This window comes from Enterobacter cloacae complex sp. 394I7 (assembly GCF_057320345.1).
Genome location: NZ_JBXWCR010000001.1, coordinates 2210441 through 2228320 on the forward strand (window position 1 = coordinate 2210441; position 17880 = coordinate 2228320).

Below are 17880 nucleotides of genomic sequence, written 5' to 3' on the forward strand. Positions count from 1 at the left end.
CAGTGAAGACAAAAGGTAACCTATGAGTCAGAGTCATTTCTTTGCCCACCTCTCCCGCCTTAAACTGATCAACCGCTGGCCGCTGATGCGCAATGTCCGCACCGAGAATGTTTCGGAGCACAGTCTGCAGGTTGCGATGGTCGCTCACGCTCTGGCTGCCATCAAAAACCGGAAATTCAACGGGCAGGTTAACGCTGAGCGTATTGCCCTGCTGGCGATGTATCACGATGCCTCGGAAGTGCTGACCGGGGATTTACCGACACCCGTGAAATATTTCAACTCGCAGATAGCCCAGGAATATAAGGCCATTGAGAAGATTGCTCAGCAGAAACTGATCGACATGGTGCCGGACGAGCTGCGCGATATTTTTGAGCCGCTGATTGATGAGCATCAGTACACGGAAGAGGAAAAATTGCTGGTTAAGCAGGCGGATGCGCTATGCGCTTACCTGAAATGTCTGGAAGAGCTGTCCGCGGGGAATAACGAATTTCTGCTGGCGAAAACGCGTCTGGAAAAAACGCTGGAATCACGCCGCAGCGAAGAGATGGATTATTTCATGCAGGTGTTTGTGCCGAGCTTCCATTTGTCGCTAGACGAGATCAGTCAGGACTCCCCTCTCTGACGGTATGCCGGGTCGCGACATCGCCACCCGGCATCAGGGTTTAAAACGGGAACAGCACGGGAATCAGTATCACGCACACCACCATCACCAGCACGGTGAAGGGCACGCCTATCTTCACAAAATCACTGAATTTGTAATTCCCCGGGCCAAGCACCAGCGTATTGACCGGTGACGAGACCGGAGTCATAAACGCTGCAGATGCCGCCATAGCGACGATCATGGCAAACGGGTACGGCGAAACCCCCATTGATTTCGCCATCGCCAGTGCAATGGGTGCCATCAGGACGGCCGTGGCCGTATTGGAGATAAACAGGCCTATCGTGGCGCACATGATAAACAGGCAGACCAGCATCATGTAAGGCCCGTATCCACCGCCTGCGTCCATGAGTCCCTTGACGATCAAATCCACCCCACCGGTTTTTTGTAACGCCAGGGCAAAGGGCATCATCCCGACAATCAGAATGATGCTCGGCCAGTGAATGGCTTTGTAGGCGCTTTCGGCATCAATACAGCGGAATTTACCCATCAGAAGACAGGCGATAATGGCCGCAATGGGGTTTGGAATTTCGTCAGTTAGCATCAGTGCGACCATCAACACCAGGCAAAAAATCGCATGCGGTGCCTGGCTGTGCGCCGGAGAAGCATCGCTCTCTTCAACCGGCATATTAAGTACCACAAAGTCGCGGCCTTTCTGCCCAAGCTGACCGATCAGTTTCCAGTTGCCGACGACCAGGAAGATATCACCGAGCAGGATAGGCTCATCCACTACCGCCCCTTCCATCGCCACGCCATCACGCTTTAAACCCACCACATTCAGCCCATAGCGGGTCCTGAAGCCGATTTCGCGCACGGTTTTACCCAGTAATTCTGATTCCGGGATCAGCGACACTTCGGCCATGCCGACATCCAGCGCCTGGTCTGAGAAATACTCCCCACGTAGCACCATGGGTTCCAGCAACTGTTCACTGCAAAACTCGCGCAAATCGACATCGGCGGTGGACATATCAATCAGCAAAACGTCGCGTGCACGGAATTCCGACACCCCGTTGACGTTAACGATAACCCGCCGAAAACGACGCCAGCGCTCTACGCCGATCACGTTCGCGCCATAGCGCTCGCGCAGCTTCAGGTCGTCAAGACGCTGGCCAATGAGGGGCGAGCCGGGGCGGATAGCCAGACGGCGCGCCCGCCCGGTCAGACGGTACTCTTTGATCAGATCGCGGAAGGTCCGTCGTTTCCAGCCGTCTTTGCTTTTATCCTGTTTTTCCCCCTTCAGGGCAAAACGGGTTAACAGCATGTAGACCACGCCCAGCACCAGAATCACCAGTCCAAGTGGGGTCACGCTGAAAAAGCTAAAGCCTTCAAACCCTTCGCGGATTAGCTCACTGTTGACGACCAGGTTCGGCGGGGTCGCCACCAGCGTCATCATCCCGCTGATAAGACCGGCAAAGCTCAGAGGCATCATCAGGCGCGACGGCGAGGTTTGCATCCGCATGGAGACGCTCAGCACCACCGGGATAAAGATGGCGACGACGCCCGTGGAGCTCATAAACGCCCCCAGCCCGGCAACCGTCAGCATCAGGTAGATCAACATTTTGGTTTCGCTGTTGCCGGCCACCTTGACCAGCCACGACCCCATAATGGTCGCCACGCCAGTGCGCACCAGCCCGTCGCCAATAATAAACAGGGCGGCAATCAGGATAACGTTGGGATCACTAAATCCGGAGAAAGCCTCCGGCAGCGTGAGCGTACCGCTCAGCACAAAGGCAACGATGACAAACAAGGCGATGGCATCCATGCGCACCTTGCCTGAGGCAAAGAGAAGGATGGCGATTAAAAGCAGGCTCAGGACCCAAATCAGTTCACCGTTCACAACATATCCTTGTCAGTGGAGGAGACAAAATTTTGCCATAAAAAAGCCCCAACAATGTGGGGCTATATCATGGGATTACATTTTAAGCGAGACGGTTACAACTCCGTCCGGTGCCTTCGCAACGTTAATCGCCGTCAGCGTGTTAAGCACCAGATCCGCCTCGTTCAGGCGGGGTGAACCCGCCGGAACATTAACGGCGATGACGTGGCTTCCGGCGTTCAACCCCGCCAGGACGCCTGCGGCCGCATCCTCCACCACCACACAATCGGCTGGTGCCAGGCCAAGCAGTTCGGCACCGAGCAAAAAGGCATCCGGTTCAGGCTTGCCGCGCTTCACGCGCTCTGCCGTGATAAACACTTCGGGCGTCGGTAACCCTGCGGCCTTGTGGCGAGCATGGGCAACGGGCACCGAGCCGGAGGTGACGATCGCCCACGGGATTTGGGCTTCGTTCAGATGTTCAAGCAGTTCACGCGCCCCCGGCAGCGCTGTGATGCCATCCGTGTCGGTGGCTTCAATGTGCTCAAGATAGCTGAACTCCGCCTGAATCTCTTCCTCAGAACGTCCTGCTAAGAAGTGCCGCAATGAGGTTATGGCCTGTTTGCCATGGATAAAATTCAGTACTTCCTGATGGTCAATGCCATGTCTGTCCGCCCAATGGCACCATGAACGCTCCACAACCGGCAGCGAATCCACCAGCGTACCGTCCAAATCAAACAGAAAACCTCTACACTGCACAAGCACCTCCGTCAGGCATTAATAATTTGTTGAATCTCATTGTTACTTAAATGGTACTGGCGCGGGCAGGCGTGCCAGACGCTCAGCATGCGCTGATATTTTTCCCACATTGGGGTCTGCGCATTGAAGCCGTGTGTGCCCGCGTCAAAATGGGTATAGCGCCCTTCCGTGTTCACCATAAAACGCACATAGCTCAGATAACGCGCTTCCGTTGCGGCATCAAAGCCCAGGAAGGTGACGCGACGTTCGTCAATGGACTGCTGATCTTTGAGATTGGTCCAGGAAACATGCAGGGCGTGATACATTTCCATAATGTCGATCACGGTGCGGCAGGTTTCTTCTTTCATCTCACCAAACTCGCGGTCCAGTTCACGCATCTGCAAACCAAAGCCACGTTCGACGATTGTCTGCAGGCGGCTGTAGCGCTCAGCGTTATCGGGATCAAGCATAGTCATCATTTTGTACTGGTTGGACAAAATCAGACGTTGAGCATGGGTCATTTCCATCTTTCGACTCCTGTAGCGCATTGCACTGTAAAAAAAAGACACGGTAACGGTGAGTTACTGTGCCTTCTTTTATTCGTCGTTTCGATGATCAATCACAAGTCATCGAGGAATGTTTTGTCGAGTTGCTTAAAAGCGCGCTTGAGCGTGTCAGCCAGCGCCTGGTAATCGGGCTTGCCTTCGACCGGGGCAAGCGCCTGCCCGGCTTCCTCCAGTTTCCCGCGAACTTCATAAAACCAGTGTAAAATAGAAGGCGGGAGTGGCGTGATAGAACGTTTACCTAACCACCACAGACCCTGCATCGGCAGACTTAACGCGAAAAGTGCCGTCGCAACGGCCGGGCCAAGCTGCCCGCCCAGCGCGATTTGCCAGCAGAGCGTAAAGATGGCGACAGGTGGCATAAAGCGAATCGCATAGCGCGTGGCGCGGATCGTGCGGTTCTCAATAAACATGGGCGCAAGGCGCTTTTCCATTGGCCACGTCTTTGCGTAATGCTGTCCCCGACGAAACAGACTGAAAAAATTCACGGACGGGTTCTCTGGTGTCGACATGGCTGTACCTCAACTTCACATATAAAAATTAAAATTTTCGTGCAAAACCACAACAGGCTATGACAACGTTCAAAATATTTTGTCATCAGCACCCCGTATCGGGTATTCTGTGCCAGCCTGATAGGCCCTTAGACGAGAACCATTAACTCGTCAAATTATCGCATATTATGCCATTGGCTGAAAAATGTTCAAAATGGCATAAAATCATATGTATTTCTTCCATCATGCCACAATGTTCGTTTGGCATGATGTTAATCATAAATGTCTGAGTCATTATGCGTTACGCTTTTAGACTCCCTGACGTTTTTTTAGCCACGTATCAATAATAGGTACTTCCATGTCGAGTAAGTTAGTACTGGTTCTGAACTGCGGTAGCTCCTCACTGAAATTCGCCATCATCGATGCGCTCAACGGTGACGAATACCTCTCTGGTTTGGCCGAATGTTTCCATCTGCCTGAAGCACGTATCAAATGGAAGATGGACGGCAGCAAACAGGAAGCGGCTTTAGGTGCAGGCGCCGCTCACAGTGAAGCGCTGAACTTTATCGTTAACACTATTCTGGCACAAAAACCAGAACTGTCTGCTCAGCTGACTGCGATTGGTCACCGTATCGTCCACGGCGGCGAAAAATACACCCGTTCCGTCGTTATCGACGAAACGGTTATCCAGGGCATTAAAGACTCTGCCTCTTTCGCACCGCTGCACAACCCAGCTCACCTGATCGGTATCGCTGAAGCGCTGAAATCCTTCCCGCAGCTGAAAGACAAAAACGTGGCTGTGTTCGACACTGCGTTCCACCAGACCATGCCGGAAGAATCTTACCTCTATGCCCTGCCGTACAGCCTCTACAAAGAGCACGGCGTCCGTCGCTACGGCGCGCACGGCACCAGCCACTTCTATGTGACTCAGGAAGCCGCTAAAGTGCTGAACAAGCCGGTTGAAGAAGTTAACATCATCACCTGCCACCTGGGCAACGGTGGTTCTGTTTCTGCTATCCGCAACGGTAAATGTGTTGATACATCCATGGGTCTGACCCCGCTGGAAGGTCTGGTGATGGGTACCCGTTCCGGTGACATCGACCCGGCTATCATCTTCCACCTGCACGACACCCTGGGCATGAGCGTTGATCAGATCAACAAAATGCTGACCAAAGAGTCTGGCCTGCTGGGTCTGACCGAAGTCACCAGCGACTGCCGTTATGTTGAAGACAACTACGCAGAAAAAGCAGACGCTAAACGTGCAATGGACGTTTACTGCCACCGTCTGGCGAAGTACATCGGCTCTTACACTGCGCTGATGGACGGTCGTCTGGACGCGGTTATCTTCACCGGTGGTATCGGTGAGAACGCGGCAATGGTTCGTGAACTGTCCCTGGGTAAACTGGGCGTTCTGGGCTTCGAAGTTGACCACGAGCGTAACCTGGCTGCCCGCTTCGGCAAGTCTGGCTTCATCAACAAAGAAGGCACCCGTCCGGCTATCGTTATCCCAACTAACGAAGAGCTGGTCATCGCGCAAGACGCGCACCGCCTGACTGCCTGATTCCACACCGCCAGCAATGCTGGCGGTGCTGTTTTGTAGCCCGCCCCCTGTCGGCGGTAACGAAAGAGGATAAACCGTGTCCCGTACTATTATGCTGATCCCTACCGGAACCAGCGTCGGTCTGACCAGCGTCAGCCTTGGCGTTATCCGTGCTATGGAACGCAAAGGCGTTCGTCTGAGCGTCTTTAAGCCTATCGCCCAGCCTCGTGCCGGTGGCGATGCGCCAGACCAGACCACCACCATCGTGCGTAAGAACTCCAATCTGCCAGCGGCTGAACCGCTGAAGATGAGCCACGTTGAATCTCTGCTGTCCAGCAACCAGAAAGACGTGCTGATGGAAGAGATCATCGCCAACTATCACGCTAACACGCAAGACGCGGAAGTGGTGCTGGTTGAAGGCCTGGTCCCGACCCGCAAACACCAGTTCGCTCAGTCTCTGAACTTCGAAATCGCGAAAACGCTGAATGCGGAAATCGTGTTCGTCATGTCCCAGGGTACCGATAACCAGGAACAGCTGAAAGAGCGTATCGAACTGACCCGCAGCAGCTTCGGCGGCGCGAAAAATACCAACATCACCGGCGTTATCGTTAACAAACTGAACGCACCGGTTGATGAACAAGGTCGTACCCGTCCTGACCTGTCCGAAATCTTCGATGACTCTTCTAAAGCGAAAGTGGTTAAAGTTGATCCGGCGACTCTGCAGGATTCCAGCCCGCTGCCAGTACTGGGCGTGGTGCCATGGAGCTTCGACCTGATTGCTACCCGTGCAATCGACATGGCGCGTCACCTGAACGCTACCGTGATTAACGAAGGCGACATCAACACCCGCCGCGTGAAGTCTGTGACCTTCTGTGCGCGTAGCATTCCGCACATGCTGGAACACTTCCGCGCAGGCTCCCTGCTCGTGACCTCCGCTGACCGTCCTGACGTGCTGGTTGCTGCGTGCCTGGCCGCGATGAACGGTGTGGAAATCGGCGCCATTCTGCTGACCGGTGCTTACGAGATGGATCCACGCGTAAGCAAGCTGTGCGAGCGTGCGTTCGCCACTGGCCTGCCAGTCTTTATGGTGAACACCAACACCTGGCAGACCTCTCTGAGCCTGCAGAGCTTCAACCTGGAAGTGCCGGTTGATGACCATGAGCGTATCGAGAAAGTGCAGGAATACGTTGCGGGCTACATCAACGCAGACTGGATTGAATCCCTGACGGCGACCTCCGAGCGCAGCCGTCGTCTGTCTCCTCCGGCCTTCCGTTACCAGCTGACCGAGCTGGCGCGTAAAGCGGGCAAACGTGTTGTTCTGCCAGAAGGCGACGAACCACGTACCGTTAAAGCGGCTGCCATCTGTGCAGAGCGCGGCATCGCGACCTGTGTGCTGCTGGGTAACCCGGATGAAATTAACCGCGTTGCTGCCTCTCAGGGCGTTGAGCTGGGTGCAGGCATTGAAATCGTCGACCCGGAAGTGGTTCGCGAAAGCTACGTTGCACGTCTGGTTGAACTGCGTAAGAGCAAGGGCATGACCGAAGCCGTTGCGCGTGAGCAGCTTGAAGACAACGTTGTGCTGGGCACGCTGATGCTGGAGCAGGACGAAGTTGACGGTCTGGTTTCCGGTGCGGTTCACACCACGGCGAACACCATCCGTCCACCGCTGCAGCTGATCAAAACGGCGCCAGGCAGTTCTCTGGTGTCTTCCGTGTTCTTCATGCTGCTGCCTGAACAGGTTTACGTTTACGGTGACTGTGCGATCAACCCGGATCCAACTGCAGAGCAGCTGGCTGAGATCGCTATTCAGTCTGCCGATTCCGCGATTGCCTTCGGTATTGAACCTCGCGTGGCAATGCTCTCCTACTCCACCGGTACTTCTGGTGCAGGTAGCGATGTAGAGAAAGTCCGTGAAGCGACGCGTCTGGCGCAGGAAAAACGTCCTGACCTGATGATCGACGGTCCACTGCAGTATGATGCCGCGGTTATGGCTGACGTTGCGAAATCCAAAGCACCGAACTCACCGGTTGCGGGTCGCGCTACCGTGTTCATCTTCCCGGATCTGAACACCGGTAACACCACCTACAAAGCGGTGCAGCGTTCTGCAGACCTGATCTCCATCGGGCCAATGCTGCAGGGTATGCGCAAACCTGTGAACGACCTGTCCCGGGGCGCGCTGGTTGACGATATCGTCTACACCATCGCTCTGACCGCGATCCAGTCTTCACAACAGCAGTAATACGTTACTGACTAAAAAGGCGACCCGAAGGTCGCCTTTTTTATTTACAACAACTCCCTCGCCGCCGACACAATGTCGTGTGCCGTCAGGCCATACTCCTTCTGCAGGAAGTCCTGTGTCCCCACCTGGCCGTAACGCTCCTTCACGCCCACCCGACGCATCGGCACCGGACAGGTTTCCACCAGCACTTCCGCCACTGCCGATCCCAGCCCGTTATGAATGCTGTGGTTTTCGCAGGTCACGATACGTCCGGTTTTCTCGGCGTAGTTTTTCACCAGCATCCGGTCAATCGGCTTAAGGGTAAACATGTCGATCACCGCGGCGCTGACGCCCTCCTGTTCGAGCTGACGCGCCGCTTCAAGCGCTTCCGCCACCATAATGCCGTTGGCAATCAGGGTGATGTCACTGCCTTCGCGCAGTACGTTGCCCTTGCCAAGCGTAAATGTCGAACCCGGCGCATACACGCTCGGGGCCTGCTTACGGATGGTACGCACCCAGTAGAAACCTTCGAGGTCAATAAGCTGGCGCAGTACATCTTCAAACATCACCGCATCCGTTACCTCCAGCACCACCGAATGGGCCAGCCCCCGCACGATGCCCATATCTTCAAACGACATATGCGTGCCGCCGTTATGACAGGCCGTCACGCCGGCATCTGAAGCAATGACCTTCACATTGTTACGCTGGTAGTCCAGGGACATAAACAGCTGGTCGAAACAGCGACGGCTGGCGAAGGCGGTAAAGGTATGCACGAACGGCTTGCGTCCGGTCAGCGACAGCCCCGCCGCCGTCCCCATAACGTTAGCTTCCATGATGCCGCAGTTAATCACATGCTGCGGATAATCACGCGCCACGCCATCCATCGCCATTGAACTCATCAGATCCGCCTCGAGGGCGATAATGTCGCTCCCGGCTTCAATCTGCTGTGCCACAAACCCCGCGTAGACTTTACGCATCTCGACGGCGTCTTTCTGACCTGCAGGTGCAACCTTAATCATGTGAAGCCTCCAGTTGGCGAATCGTCTCGTTGAGGGCCGCCTTGCTCTCGGCGGTTAATCGCAGATGGTGCGAGTTACTCAGTTGCTCCAGATACGGCACGCCCTGCCCTTTGATACTGTCGAGGATCACCACCAGCGGGCGAGCATCCGCCGCCGGAACCAGCGATGTCACCTCCAGCAGTGCCGGAATGTCATCTCCTTTCACCGTCACCACGTCAAACCCGAAGGCACGGAATTTTCCTTCCAGATCGAACGCACAGATAATGTCGTCGAGTTCGCCATCAAGCTGCTGTTTGTTCCAGTCAACGAATACCGTCAGGTTATTCAGGCGATGGTGTGCAATAAACTGGAACGCTTCCCAGCACTGCCCTTCGTTCAGCTCGCCGTCGCCGACGATACAGAAAACCCGGTTGGGGCGTCCCGCCAGCTTATGCGACAGCGCCATTCCACCGGCGATGGAAATCCCCTGCCCCAGCGAGCCGGTGGTAGCATCCACCCCGCGCGTTTTTAGCCGGTCCGGATGGCTCGGCAGGCGCGTACCATTCTGGTTCAGCGTGCCCAGCTCTTCCATCGGGAAGTAGCCTTTGATCGCCAGGGTGCTGTACAGCGCCGGGCCAGCATGTCCTTTTGACAAGACAAAGTAGTCACGCTCTGGCCAGTCCGGGTCGGCCGGGTCAATTTTCATCACTGCGCCGTACAACACGGCCAGGGTTTCAACAACCGACATACTGCCGCCGTAGTGACCAAAGCCCAGCTGGGTCAGCATTTTCAGCGTTTCAAGGCGGATCTGACGCGCCAGATGGGTTATCTCATTCTCATTCATGATTTGGCTCCGGTGTTTTCCTGCGCGTTATCGCCCGCAGATTTGTTTTTAGCGAACACGTTGTACGCCACCAGCAGTGCGAACAACGCCACAACAAGGCCGGTGATGGCAAGCGGCGACAGGAAGCGCGCCAGGTTACCCAGTACGATCCCGACAGCGCCAAAGTCAGCGTCCGAGAACGTGGTATTGGCAAATCCAATTGCCCCCAGCACCGGCAGCAGCAGAACCGGCAGGAAGGTGATCAGCAGGCCGTTGGCAAACGCACCAATCATCGCTCCACGACGCCCCCCGGTGGCGTTACCAAACACGCCCGCGGTGGCGCCGGTGAAGAAGTGCGGCACCACACCAGGCAGAATCAGCACCCAGCTGAACTGCCCACAGATAAACAGACCCACCAGCCCGCCAAGGAAGCTGAACAGGAAGCCAATCAGCACCGCATTTGGCGCATACGGATAGACAACCGGGCAGTCCAGAGCCGGACGTGCATTCGGCACCAGTTTTTCAGAAAAGCCGGTAAAGGCCGGGACGATTTCCGCCAGAATCAGGCGCACACCCTGCAGGATGATGAACACCCCCGCGGCGAACGTGATGGCCATGATGATGGCATAGACCAGATAGTTCTGACCGCCGCTAAAGGTCGCCTCAACGTAGTCACGCCCGGCGCTCACCGCCATGATCAGGTAGATGATCATCATGGTCAGCGAGATGGAGATAGAACTGTCGCGCAGGAAGCTCAGGTTCTTCGGCAGGTTCATCTCTTCAGTCGAGCGAGAGCCTTTGCCGAACTTGCTGCCAATCCAGCCGGAGAGAACATAGCCCAGGGTACCGAAGTGACCAAAAGCGATGTCATCGTTGCCGGTAATGCGCTTCATGTAACGCTGCGCCAGCGCCGGGAAGAAGGCCATCACCAGACCGAGGATCAGCGACCCGGTAAAGACCAGACCAACGCCCTCAAAGCCCGCCACGGTGAGGATGACCCCAATCATGCATGCCATGTAGAAGGTGTGATGCCCGGTCAGGAAGATATACTTCAGACGCGTAAAGCGGGCGACAATGATATTTGCCACCATACCGAATGCCATAATCAGCGCGGTAGAGGCACCGTATTTCTCCAGCGCAATAGAAACAATTGCCTCGTTATTGGGAATAATGCCCTGAATATTAAAGGCGTGTTCAAACATTCCGCCTAACGGATTTAATGACCCAACCAGCACCGTGGCCCCGCCGCCAAGCACAATAAAACCGAGTATGGTTTTAATGGTCCCTTTCACCACATCAGAAAAAGATTTCTTCTGAGCGACCAGGCCAATTAAGGCTATTAATCCCACCAGAACCGACGGGACTTTTAATATATCAACAACGAAATTCAGCGTTTCAAGGATAAACATATCCACCTCGCCTTATCAGGATTATTGTCTGTCGAACCAGGCGCGGAGCTGCGCTTCGAGTTCGTTGATATCAATGATGTTGTTGATCACCACCAGCTGGCTTTCCGGCACGCTGGCACTGGCGGCAATGTCCTTCGCCATCACGAAAAGATCGGCGGCACCCGGCGTTGCCGAGGAGAGATCGGAGTGTTCAACGTCGGCGTCAATGGCCAGCTTCTTGAGCACCTTTTTAATATTCATTTCGACCATAAAACTACTGCCCAGGCCTGAACCGCAAATAGCCATAATTTTCATTGTTGTCCCCTTTTTTTGAGTAGAGCACGCCCCATCACGCTAAACGTAATGTTGTGATAAATCGGATGAGAGAATTAAATCAGAAGCGGTCAATAATCGTTTTAATATCCTCCAGGGTATTCGCCTGATGCAATTCAGCCATATCGTCGTCGCTGGAAAATAATTCAGCGAGGGCAGAGATCATGTCGATGTGACTGTGTTTATCCGGCGCCGCGAGCATAATAATAACATCCACGGGATCGAACTCACCGGCACCAAAAGAGACTCCCTTTTTCAGTTTTAATAATGAGAGGCCTAATCCTTTGGCCCCCTCTTCCGGCCGCGCATGCGGCATGGCCAGCCCGGGTGCCAGCACATAATAAGGTCCTAGTGCATGATGCTGCTCAATGATGGCCGTCACGTATTCCGGGCCAATCACCTGCAGATCCAGCAACGGTTTCGCACATATTTCCAGCGCCTGCGGCCAGCTTTCCACGCTCTCCTGCAGCGTGATGGTTGTATCATATATCCACTTTTTCAGCATTTCTCCGTCCCGCCACAATGCAAAAGATGAGCAAACTTTATTCAACACATCCCTTATTGACTGCGATCGGGATCACAAAGATAGCGCTACCAATCGCTAACATTCAGAAGTGTGATAGCGCTATCAAATTGTAATCATGGCGTGAATTCACAGCAAAAAAAGGGATTTAAGGCGTATACTGCGTTTCACGTGAAACGAAGGATGATAATAAAAACGCGTCTGGTCAGCAGGAAGGTGTATGTCTCTAACCCGAAAACGGCGCAGTACCGGTAAAGTGACACTCGCCGATGTCGCACAGCTTGCCGGGGTGGGCACGATGACCGTGTCCCGTGCACTCCGCACGCCTGAACAAGTTTCCGATAAACTGCGAGAAAAAATAGAAGCCGCTGTACAGGAATTGGGTTACATGCCTAATCTCGCTGCCAGCGCGCTGGCCTCGGCATCGTCATGGACGATTGCGATGGTCGTTCCTAATCTCTCCGAATCCGGTTGCTCGGAGATGTTCGCCGGGCTTCAGCAGGTGCTGCAGCCTGCCGGCTACCAGATCATGCTGGCCGAATCACAGCATCGACTCGAGCAGGAAGAAAAATTGCTGGAGACGCTGCTGGCGTCGAACATTGCCGCTGCGATTTTGCTCAGCGTTGAACACTCCGATACTGTCCGCCACTGGCTGAAAAACGCCTCCATTCCGGTCATGGAAATGGGGGCCATGCGCGCCGATCCTATTGATATGAATATCGGGATTGATAACGTCGCGGCGATGTACGAACTGACGGAGATGGTTATTAAGCGCGGCTACCAGAATATTGGCCTGCTGTGTGCTAACCAGGAGCAGTGGATTTTCCAGCAGCATTTACAGGGCTGGTACAAAGCGATGCTTCGCCACCATATGTCACCAAACCGGGTGATTAACGCCGCCATGCCACCGAGTTTTTCCACGGGTGCGGCGCAACTGCCGGAGTTCCTGCTGGCGTGGCCGGAGCTGGATGCACTGGTGTGCGTGTCGGATGAACTGGCCTGCGGGGTACTTTATGAATGCCAGCGTCGGCGCATAAAAGTACCGGACGATCTGGCCGTGGTGGGTTTTGGCGATAGCGACGTCAGCCGGGTCTGTCAGCCACCGCTGACGACCATGGCTGTGCCACATCGTAAGATTGGGATTGAAGCGGGACGCGCGTTACTGGAACGTCTGAATGATGGAGACTGGCGCGACCATAAACCCATCGCGTCCAGCCTGTGTTTGCGGGAGAGCTGTTGAGGCTTACTCCGCCTCTTCCTCTTTTTCCGCTTTCGTGGATTCGTTTTTAGCGTTGCGGGTCATCCACAGCGCCAGCGCTTTTAACGAATCCGGGGTGAACTCGTCGCAACGCGCGGTAATTTCTTCCGGCGTCATCCAGTTCACTTCGCTCACTTCTTCTTCCTGCAGGGCGAACGGGCCATGGGAAACGCAGCTAAACAGCCCGCCCCAAACGCGGCAATGCTCGTCCTCGAAATAGAACTGACCATGCTCGGCAAACGGCACGCCGGCAATCCCTAACTCTTCTTCCGCTTCACGACGCGCGGAGTCCAGCAGAACTTCATCCGCCTGAACAACGCCGCCTGCAGTTGCATCCAGCATACCAGGGAGAAAATCTTTGGTGTCCGTGCGGCGCTGAACCAGAATTTTGCCCATCCCGTCATGCACAACGATGTATGTCGCACGGTGACGCAGACGCTCCGCGCGCATTTGTTCGCGGCTGGCCTGCGCGATCACTTCATTCTCTTCGTTGACAATGTCAACCCACTCTGTACTTGCCAAATGACTCTGCTCCACCATCGGGAAACCTTCTCGTCTAAGCGCTCTTTCGGCGCGTTTGCAGTTGAGGTGTAACTTACGGATTAATCGCTATTTGCGCAATAACTTGCTGATCATTAAGTGCGATTACGCTTAACGTATTCTCATCGAGCATGCCATAGCTTGCTGGATTTCCACCTTTCGGTATGCTGACCGAACCGGGGTTAAAGTGATACATCTCGCCGCGTTTTTCTGCCACCGGAATATGAGTATGACCGTAAACCAGGACATCGCCAGCCGCCAGTGCCGGGAGATTTTCCGGGCTAAAAAGATGACCATGGGTCAGGAACAGACGGCTATTTTCCATCAGCACCTGTTGCCAGGGGGCAGTGATGGGAAAATCCAGCAGCATCTGGTCCACTTCACTGTCGCAGTTACCGCGAACGGCGATAATGCGCGAAGCATACTGGTTGAGTTTTTCCGCTACCTGCGCCGGTGCATAGCCTTCCGGCAGCGCATTGCGCGGACCATGATTTAACACATCCCCCAGAATCACCAGCCATTGCGCCCCGCTTTGAGCAAACAGAGAAAGAACACGCTCGGTCGCGGGCAGCGAACCATGGATATCAGACGCAAACATCAGTTTCATCAGTCACTCCCTGGAAATCAGACTGCCCTATCATACCTGAAGCGTCAGGCTATATCAGCCCGCCCGCTTAGCGGAGAGTGCCACATAGCGCTGCACTGAGGCGCGTTGCCACTGAAACGCGGCATAATCCACCAGCAGCTGAGGCACCTCATCCCCATTGAGGATCAGACGGTTCAGCATCAGCGCCAGATCGGTATCGGCAATACACCACTCGCCGAATAAATTCGGATTACCATGAGCCAGCAGAGAAGACGCGGTATCGATCAGTTTTTGGGCACTGGCCGCACCGTCTTTACTCAGCGCCGGTTTTTTTACCCCGGCAAACACCACATCCGTGGAGCGTTCCACGCGAATCGGCACCAGATCGCTGCGCAGCCACGCCTGGATCTGACGTGCGCGGGCACGTTTTTGCAGATCGTGAGGGTAGATGCGCTCCCACTCAGGTGGTGCGAACCGATCTTCCAGATACTCATCGATCGCCGACGATTCACTCAGCGCGAAGCCATCAATGTCCAGCACCGGCACGCGACGGGTCAGGGCGTAGCCCTGCCACTGTGGTTTCAGATGTTCACCGCCGTCCAGATCCACCGTCTTTAGCGTAAATGACAGTCCTTTTTCGGCCAGCGCCACATACGCGCTCAGAACATAGGGAGAAAAGAAATCTGCATCGGACCATAACGTGATTACGGGCTGGTTCATAACATCCTCATCGGCTGATCGGTTTTCATTCAACATATAATCTCTTTGCCTCGCTGTCACTTGATGAAAACTCACGATTTACAACAACCACCTATACTCATTTTTCATGGCGTCACTATTTTCACTGACAGGAGTTGAGAATGATCGACCTTTATTATGCCCCCACCCCGAACGGCCATAAGATCACCCTCTTTCTTGAGGAAGCCGAACTGGATTACAGGATCATTCGCGTGGATATCAGCAAAGGCGATCAGTTCAGTCCTCTCTTTCTGGCTATATCGCCAAACAATAAAATCCCGGCCATTATTGATAACCATCCTGCCGATGGGGGCAAGCCGTTGAGCCTGTTTGAATCCGGAGAAATATTGCTCTATCTGGCAGAGAAGACAGGCAAATTGCTGAGCGGAGATCTGCGCGAGCGTCACCACACGCTGCAGTGGCTTTTCTGGCAGACGAGCGGTCTGGGGCCGATGCTCGGACAAAACCACCATTTTACTGCCTACGCACCGCAGCCGATTCCTTATGCTATCGAACGCTATCAGGTGGAAACCCAGCGGTTATACGGCGTTCTGAACCGTCGGCTTGAGAAAGCACCGTGGCTCGGCGGGGATCATTACAGCATCGCCGACATTGCCTGCTGGCCCTGGGTGAATACCCATGAAAAGCACCGCATTGACCTGGCGTCTTACCCGGCGGTGAACAACTGGTTTGAACGAATCCGCACGCGTCCGGCCACCGAACGCGCCATGCAAAAAATCCAGCAAATTTAAGCCGGTGGCTGGTGTGTGACTGAGAGGCTCTCATGTATTATGTGAAGGAAATTCTGACACGGAGAAGACCTGCAATGTCACAGCATGACGCTATTATTCGTATAAAAAATTTACGCCTACGCACCTTCATCGGAATCAAAGAGGAAGAGATTGCCAACCGTCAGGATATCGTGATTAATGTGGTTATCCACTACCCGGCTGAGAAAGCGCGGGCCAGCGAAGATATTAATGATGCGCTGAACTACCGCACGATAACCAAAAAAATCATCCAGTACGTGGAAAACAACCGCTTCTCTTTACTGGAAAAATTAACTCAGGATGTGCTCGACATCGCACGCGATCATCACTGGGTCACTTATGCTGAAGTAGAGATCGATAAACTTCACGCCCTGCGTTACGCCGATTCCGTCTCGATGACGTTAAGCTGGCAACGCCAGGCGTAACCCTGGAGGTTGTATGAAGATTTTGCTGACCGGCGGTACCGGCCTGATTGGTCGCCATCTCATTGCGCGTCTGCAGGCGTTGCATCACGACATTACCGTGGTGACGCGCAGTCCAGAGAAAGCGCGCCAGGTGCTGGGCGCAGGTATCGACATCTGGAGAAATCTGGCCGAGCAGCAGAATCTGGACGGGTTTGACGCCGTCATCAACCTGGCAGGCGAACCGATCGCCGATAAGCGCTGGACGGAAGAACAAAAACAGCTCCTGTGCAGCAGCCGGTGGACCCTTACCGAGAAGCTGGTTGAGCTTATCCGCAACAGTCATACCCCGCCGTCGGTTCTCATTTCGGGTTCTGCCGTAGGGTATTACGGCGATCTCGGCGAGGTGGTGGTAACGGAAGAAGAGCCGCCCCACAACGAGTTCACCCATAAACTTTGCGCCCAGTGGGAGCGTATCGCCTGTGCTGCGCAAAGCGATCATACCCGCGTCTGCCTGCTACGCACCGGTGTGGTCCTTGCCCCGAAAGGCGGCATTCTGGCGAAGATGCTCCCCCCTTTCAGGCTCGGTCTTGGCGGGCCAATCGGCAATGGCCGTCAGTATCTGGCGTGGATCCATATCGACGATATGGTCAACGGTATTCTCTGGCTGCTGGATAACGATCTGCGCGGGCCGTTTAATATGGTTGCGCCCTACCCGGTACGAAATGAACAGTTTGCCCATGCTCTCGGACATGCCCTGCATCGCCCGGCGATTTTGCGCGTGCCTGCTACGGTGATCCGCCTGATGATGGGTGAAGCATCCGTGCTGGTGTTAGGCGGGCAACGGGCCCTGCCAAAACGGCTGGAAGCGGCCGGGTTTGCGTTCCGCTGGTATGACTTAGAAGAGGCGCTGGGGGATGTGGTGAGATAATGTTACAGTGATATGCCATGTTCCGACGAAATGGCATATCTATGGCAACCATTACCACTCCCCGGCTCCACCTCACGCCCTTCGAACCCACTGACTGGCCTTTTTTCCGTGCCCTGCGCGAGGATCGCGCCATCATGCAGTATATGGCCGCTATCGCCCCGGAAAAAGAGACCCGACGCCTGTTTGCCGCACGTCTGACGGCAGCGCATGTGTTCGTTATCCGCTTACGCGATGAAGAGACCCCACTGGGCGATATCGGCCTGCAAATTAGCGCTGAAAATCGTGAGGAGGCGGATATCGGCTATACGGTCGTGTCTGCCGCGCAGGGCCAGGGCATCGCCAGTGAGGCACTGCGCGCGGTGTGTGACTACGCATTTAACCAGACGGGCGTAAAGGCGATTAACGCATATGTGCTGGCAGACAACTGCGGGTCAGTCCGGGTACTGGAGAAAGCGGGTTTTGTGCGCACGCAGGTGCTGGAAAAAGCGTATGAGATTAACGGTGTGCGGTATGACGACTGGGTGTATCGACTGGAGTGTGGTGCGGTTTGATGCCCACACTCCGGCCCTC

20 protein-coding genes are annotated in these 17880 nt (G+C 54.8%); 8 read left to right on the forward strand and 12 right to left on the reverse strand.

Annotation, left to right across the window (positions count from 1 at the left end; all coding sequences use genetic code 11):
- The first annotated feature begins 22 nt into the window (after positions 1-22).
- Complete coding sequence (gene yfbR / locus AC2FAP_RS10650; protein WP_014171003.1) at positions 23-622, forward strand: 5'-deoxynucleotidase; 600 nt, start codon at positions 23-25, stop codon at positions 620-622.
- A 40-nt stretch (positions 623-662) separates the two neighbouring features.
- On the opposite strand, the gene AC2FAP_RS10655 is transcribed toward yfbR, so the two are convergent.
- The 4 genes from AC2FAP_RS10655 to yfbV all read right to left on the reverse strand — a co-directional run bounded on the left by AC2FAP_RS10655 (position 663) and on the right by yfbV (position 4284).
- Positions 663-2495: an SLC13 family permease gene (locus AC2FAP_RS10655; protein WP_014171004.1), complete on the reverse strand. Its 1833-nt coding sequence runs from the start codon at positions 2493-2495 to the stop codon at positions 663-665.
- A gap of 75 nt (positions 2496-2570) precedes the next feature.
- Positions 2571-3230, reverse strand: a complete 660-nt coding sequence (locus AC2FAP_RS10660) for a sugar phosphatase (RefSeq protein WP_047356572.1) — start codon at positions 3228-3230, stop codon at positions 2571-2573.
- Between the two features lie 11 nt (positions 3231-3241).
- Positions 3242-3736 (reverse strand): YfbU family protein, encoded by a 495-nt coding sequence (locus AC2FAP_RS10665; RefSeq protein WP_020883140.1) that lies wholly within the window; start codon positions 3734-3736, stop codon positions 3242-3244.
- 92 nt (positions 3737-3828) lie between these two features.
- The gene (gene yfbV, locus AC2FAP_RS10670) at positions 3829-4284 is read right to left on the reverse strand and encodes a terminus macrodomain insulation protein YfbV (protein ID WP_008502875.1); all 456 of its coding nucleotides are present in this window, start codon (positions 4282-4284) and stop codon (positions 3829-3831) included.
- A gap of 337 nt (positions 4285-4621) precedes the next feature.
- On the opposite strand from yfbV, the gene ackA reads away from it, so the two are divergent.
- Both ackA and pta read left to right on the forward strand, forming a co-directional pair.
- Positions 4622-5824, forward strand: coding sequence for an acetate kinase (gene ackA / locus AC2FAP_RS10675; RefSeq protein WP_014171008.1), 1203 nt, complete (start codon positions 4622-4624; stop codon positions 5822-5824).
- 76 nt (positions 5825-5900) lie between these two features.
- Positions 5901-8042 (forward strand): phosphate acetyltransferase, encoded by a 2142-nt coding sequence (gene pta, locus AC2FAP_RS10680; protein ID WP_014171009.1) that lies wholly within the window; start codon positions 5901-5903, stop codon positions 8040-8042.
- Positions 8043-8086: 44 nt separating this feature from the next.
- Here pta and AC2FAP_RS10685 read toward each other — a convergent pair whose 3' ends face one another.
- From AC2FAP_RS10685 to AC2FAP_RS10705, 5 genes are all read right to left on the reverse strand, one after another.
- Positions 8087-9040 carry a transketolase family protein gene (locus AC2FAP_RS10685; protein WP_025203581.1) on the reverse strand — a complete coding sequence of 318 codons (954 nt, stop codon included), beginning with the start codon at positions 9038-9040 and terminating at the stop codon, positions 8087-8089.
- Positions 9033-9863 carry a transketolase gene (locus AC2FAP_RS10690; protein ID WP_121339224.1) on the reverse strand — a complete coding sequence of 277 codons (831 nt, stop codon included), beginning with the start codon at positions 9861-9863 and terminating at the stop codon, positions 9033-9035. Before AC2FAP_RS10690 ends, AC2FAP_RS10685 begins: the two co-directional genes overlap by 8 nt.
- Entirely contained in the window at positions 9860-11251 is a 1392-nt protein-coding gene (locus tag AC2FAP_RS10695) for a PTS ascorbate transporter subunit IIC (protein WP_020883137.1), read from the reverse strand. Before AC2FAP_RS10695 ends, AC2FAP_RS10690 begins: the two co-directional genes overlap by 4 nt.
- Positions 11252-11272: 21 nt before the next feature.
- Positions 11273-11545 carry a PTS sugar transporter subunit IIB gene (locus AC2FAP_RS10700; protein ID WP_014171013.1) on the reverse strand — a complete coding sequence of 91 codons (273 nt, stop codon included), beginning with the start codon at positions 11543-11545 and terminating at the stop codon, positions 11273-11275.
- A gap of 79 nt (positions 11546-11624) precedes the next feature.
- Entirely contained in the window at positions 11625-12068 is a 444-nt protein-coding gene (locus AC2FAP_RS10705; RefSeq protein WP_025203579.1) for a PTS sugar transporter subunit IIA, read from the reverse strand.
- A 238-nt stretch (positions 12069-12306) separates the two neighbouring features.
- Between AC2FAP_RS10705 and AC2FAP_RS10710 the strand changes: the two genes are divergently transcribed.
- Positions 12307-13326, forward strand: a complete 1020-nt coding sequence (locus AC2FAP_RS10710) for a LacI family DNA-binding transcriptional regulator (protein ID WP_153852580.1) — start codon at positions 12307-12309, stop codon at positions 13324-13326.
- Positions 13327-13329: 3 nt separating this feature from the next.
- On the opposite strand, the gene yfcD is transcribed toward AC2FAP_RS10710, so the two are convergent.
- From yfcD to yfcF, 3 genes are read right to left on the reverse strand one after another with little or no spacing between them, the layout of a single operon-like run.
- Complete coding sequence (yfcD, locus tag AC2FAP_RS10715) at positions 13330-13884, reverse strand: NUDIX hydrolase YfcD (RefSeq protein WP_014171016.1); 555 nt, start codon at positions 13882-13884, stop codon at positions 13330-13332.
- Between the two features lie 55 nt (positions 13885-13939).
- Positions 13940-14491 (reverse strand): phosphodiesterase, encoded by a 552-nt coding sequence (gene yfcE, locus AC2FAP_RS10720; RefSeq protein WP_014171017.1) that lies wholly within the window; start codon positions 14489-14491, stop codon positions 13940-13942.
- 54 nt (positions 14492-14545) lie between these two features.
- On the reverse strand, positions 14546-15190 hold the full coding sequence (yfcF, locus tag AC2FAP_RS10725) for a glutathione transferase (RefSeq protein WP_049022765.1): 645 nt from the start codon (positions 15188-15190) through the stop codon (positions 14546-14548).
- Positions 15191-15330: 140 nt separating this feature from the next.
- Between yfcF and yfcG the strand changes: the two genes are divergently transcribed.
- The 4 genes from yfcG to AC2FAP_RS10745 all read left to right on the forward strand — a co-directional run bounded on the left by yfcG (position 15331) and on the right by AC2FAP_RS10745 (position 17861).
- Entirely contained in the window at positions 15331-15960 is a 630-nt protein-coding gene (yfcG, locus tag AC2FAP_RS10730) for a GSH-dependent disulfide bond oxidoreductase (protein WP_050737138.1), read from the forward strand.
- Positions 15961-16034: 74 nt separating this feature from the next.
- Complete coding sequence (folX, locus tag AC2FAP_RS10735) at positions 16035-16403, forward strand: dihydroneopterin triphosphate 2'-epimerase (protein WP_020883131.1); 369 nt, start codon at positions 16035-16037, stop codon at positions 16401-16403.
- A gap of 13 nt (positions 16404-16416) precedes the next feature.
- The gene (locus AC2FAP_RS10740) at positions 16417-17310 is read left to right on the forward strand and encodes a TIGR01777 family oxidoreductase (RefSeq protein ID WP_014171021.1); all 894 of its coding nucleotides are present in this window, start codon (positions 16417-16419) and stop codon (positions 17308-17310) included.
- Between the two features lie 41 nt (positions 17311-17351).
- Positions 17352-17861 (forward strand): GNAT family N-acetyltransferase, encoded by a 510-nt coding sequence (locus tag AC2FAP_RS10745; protein ID WP_449541815.1) that lies wholly within the window; start codon positions 17352-17354, stop codon positions 17859-17861.
- Positions 17862-17880 lie beyond the last annotated feature (19 nt).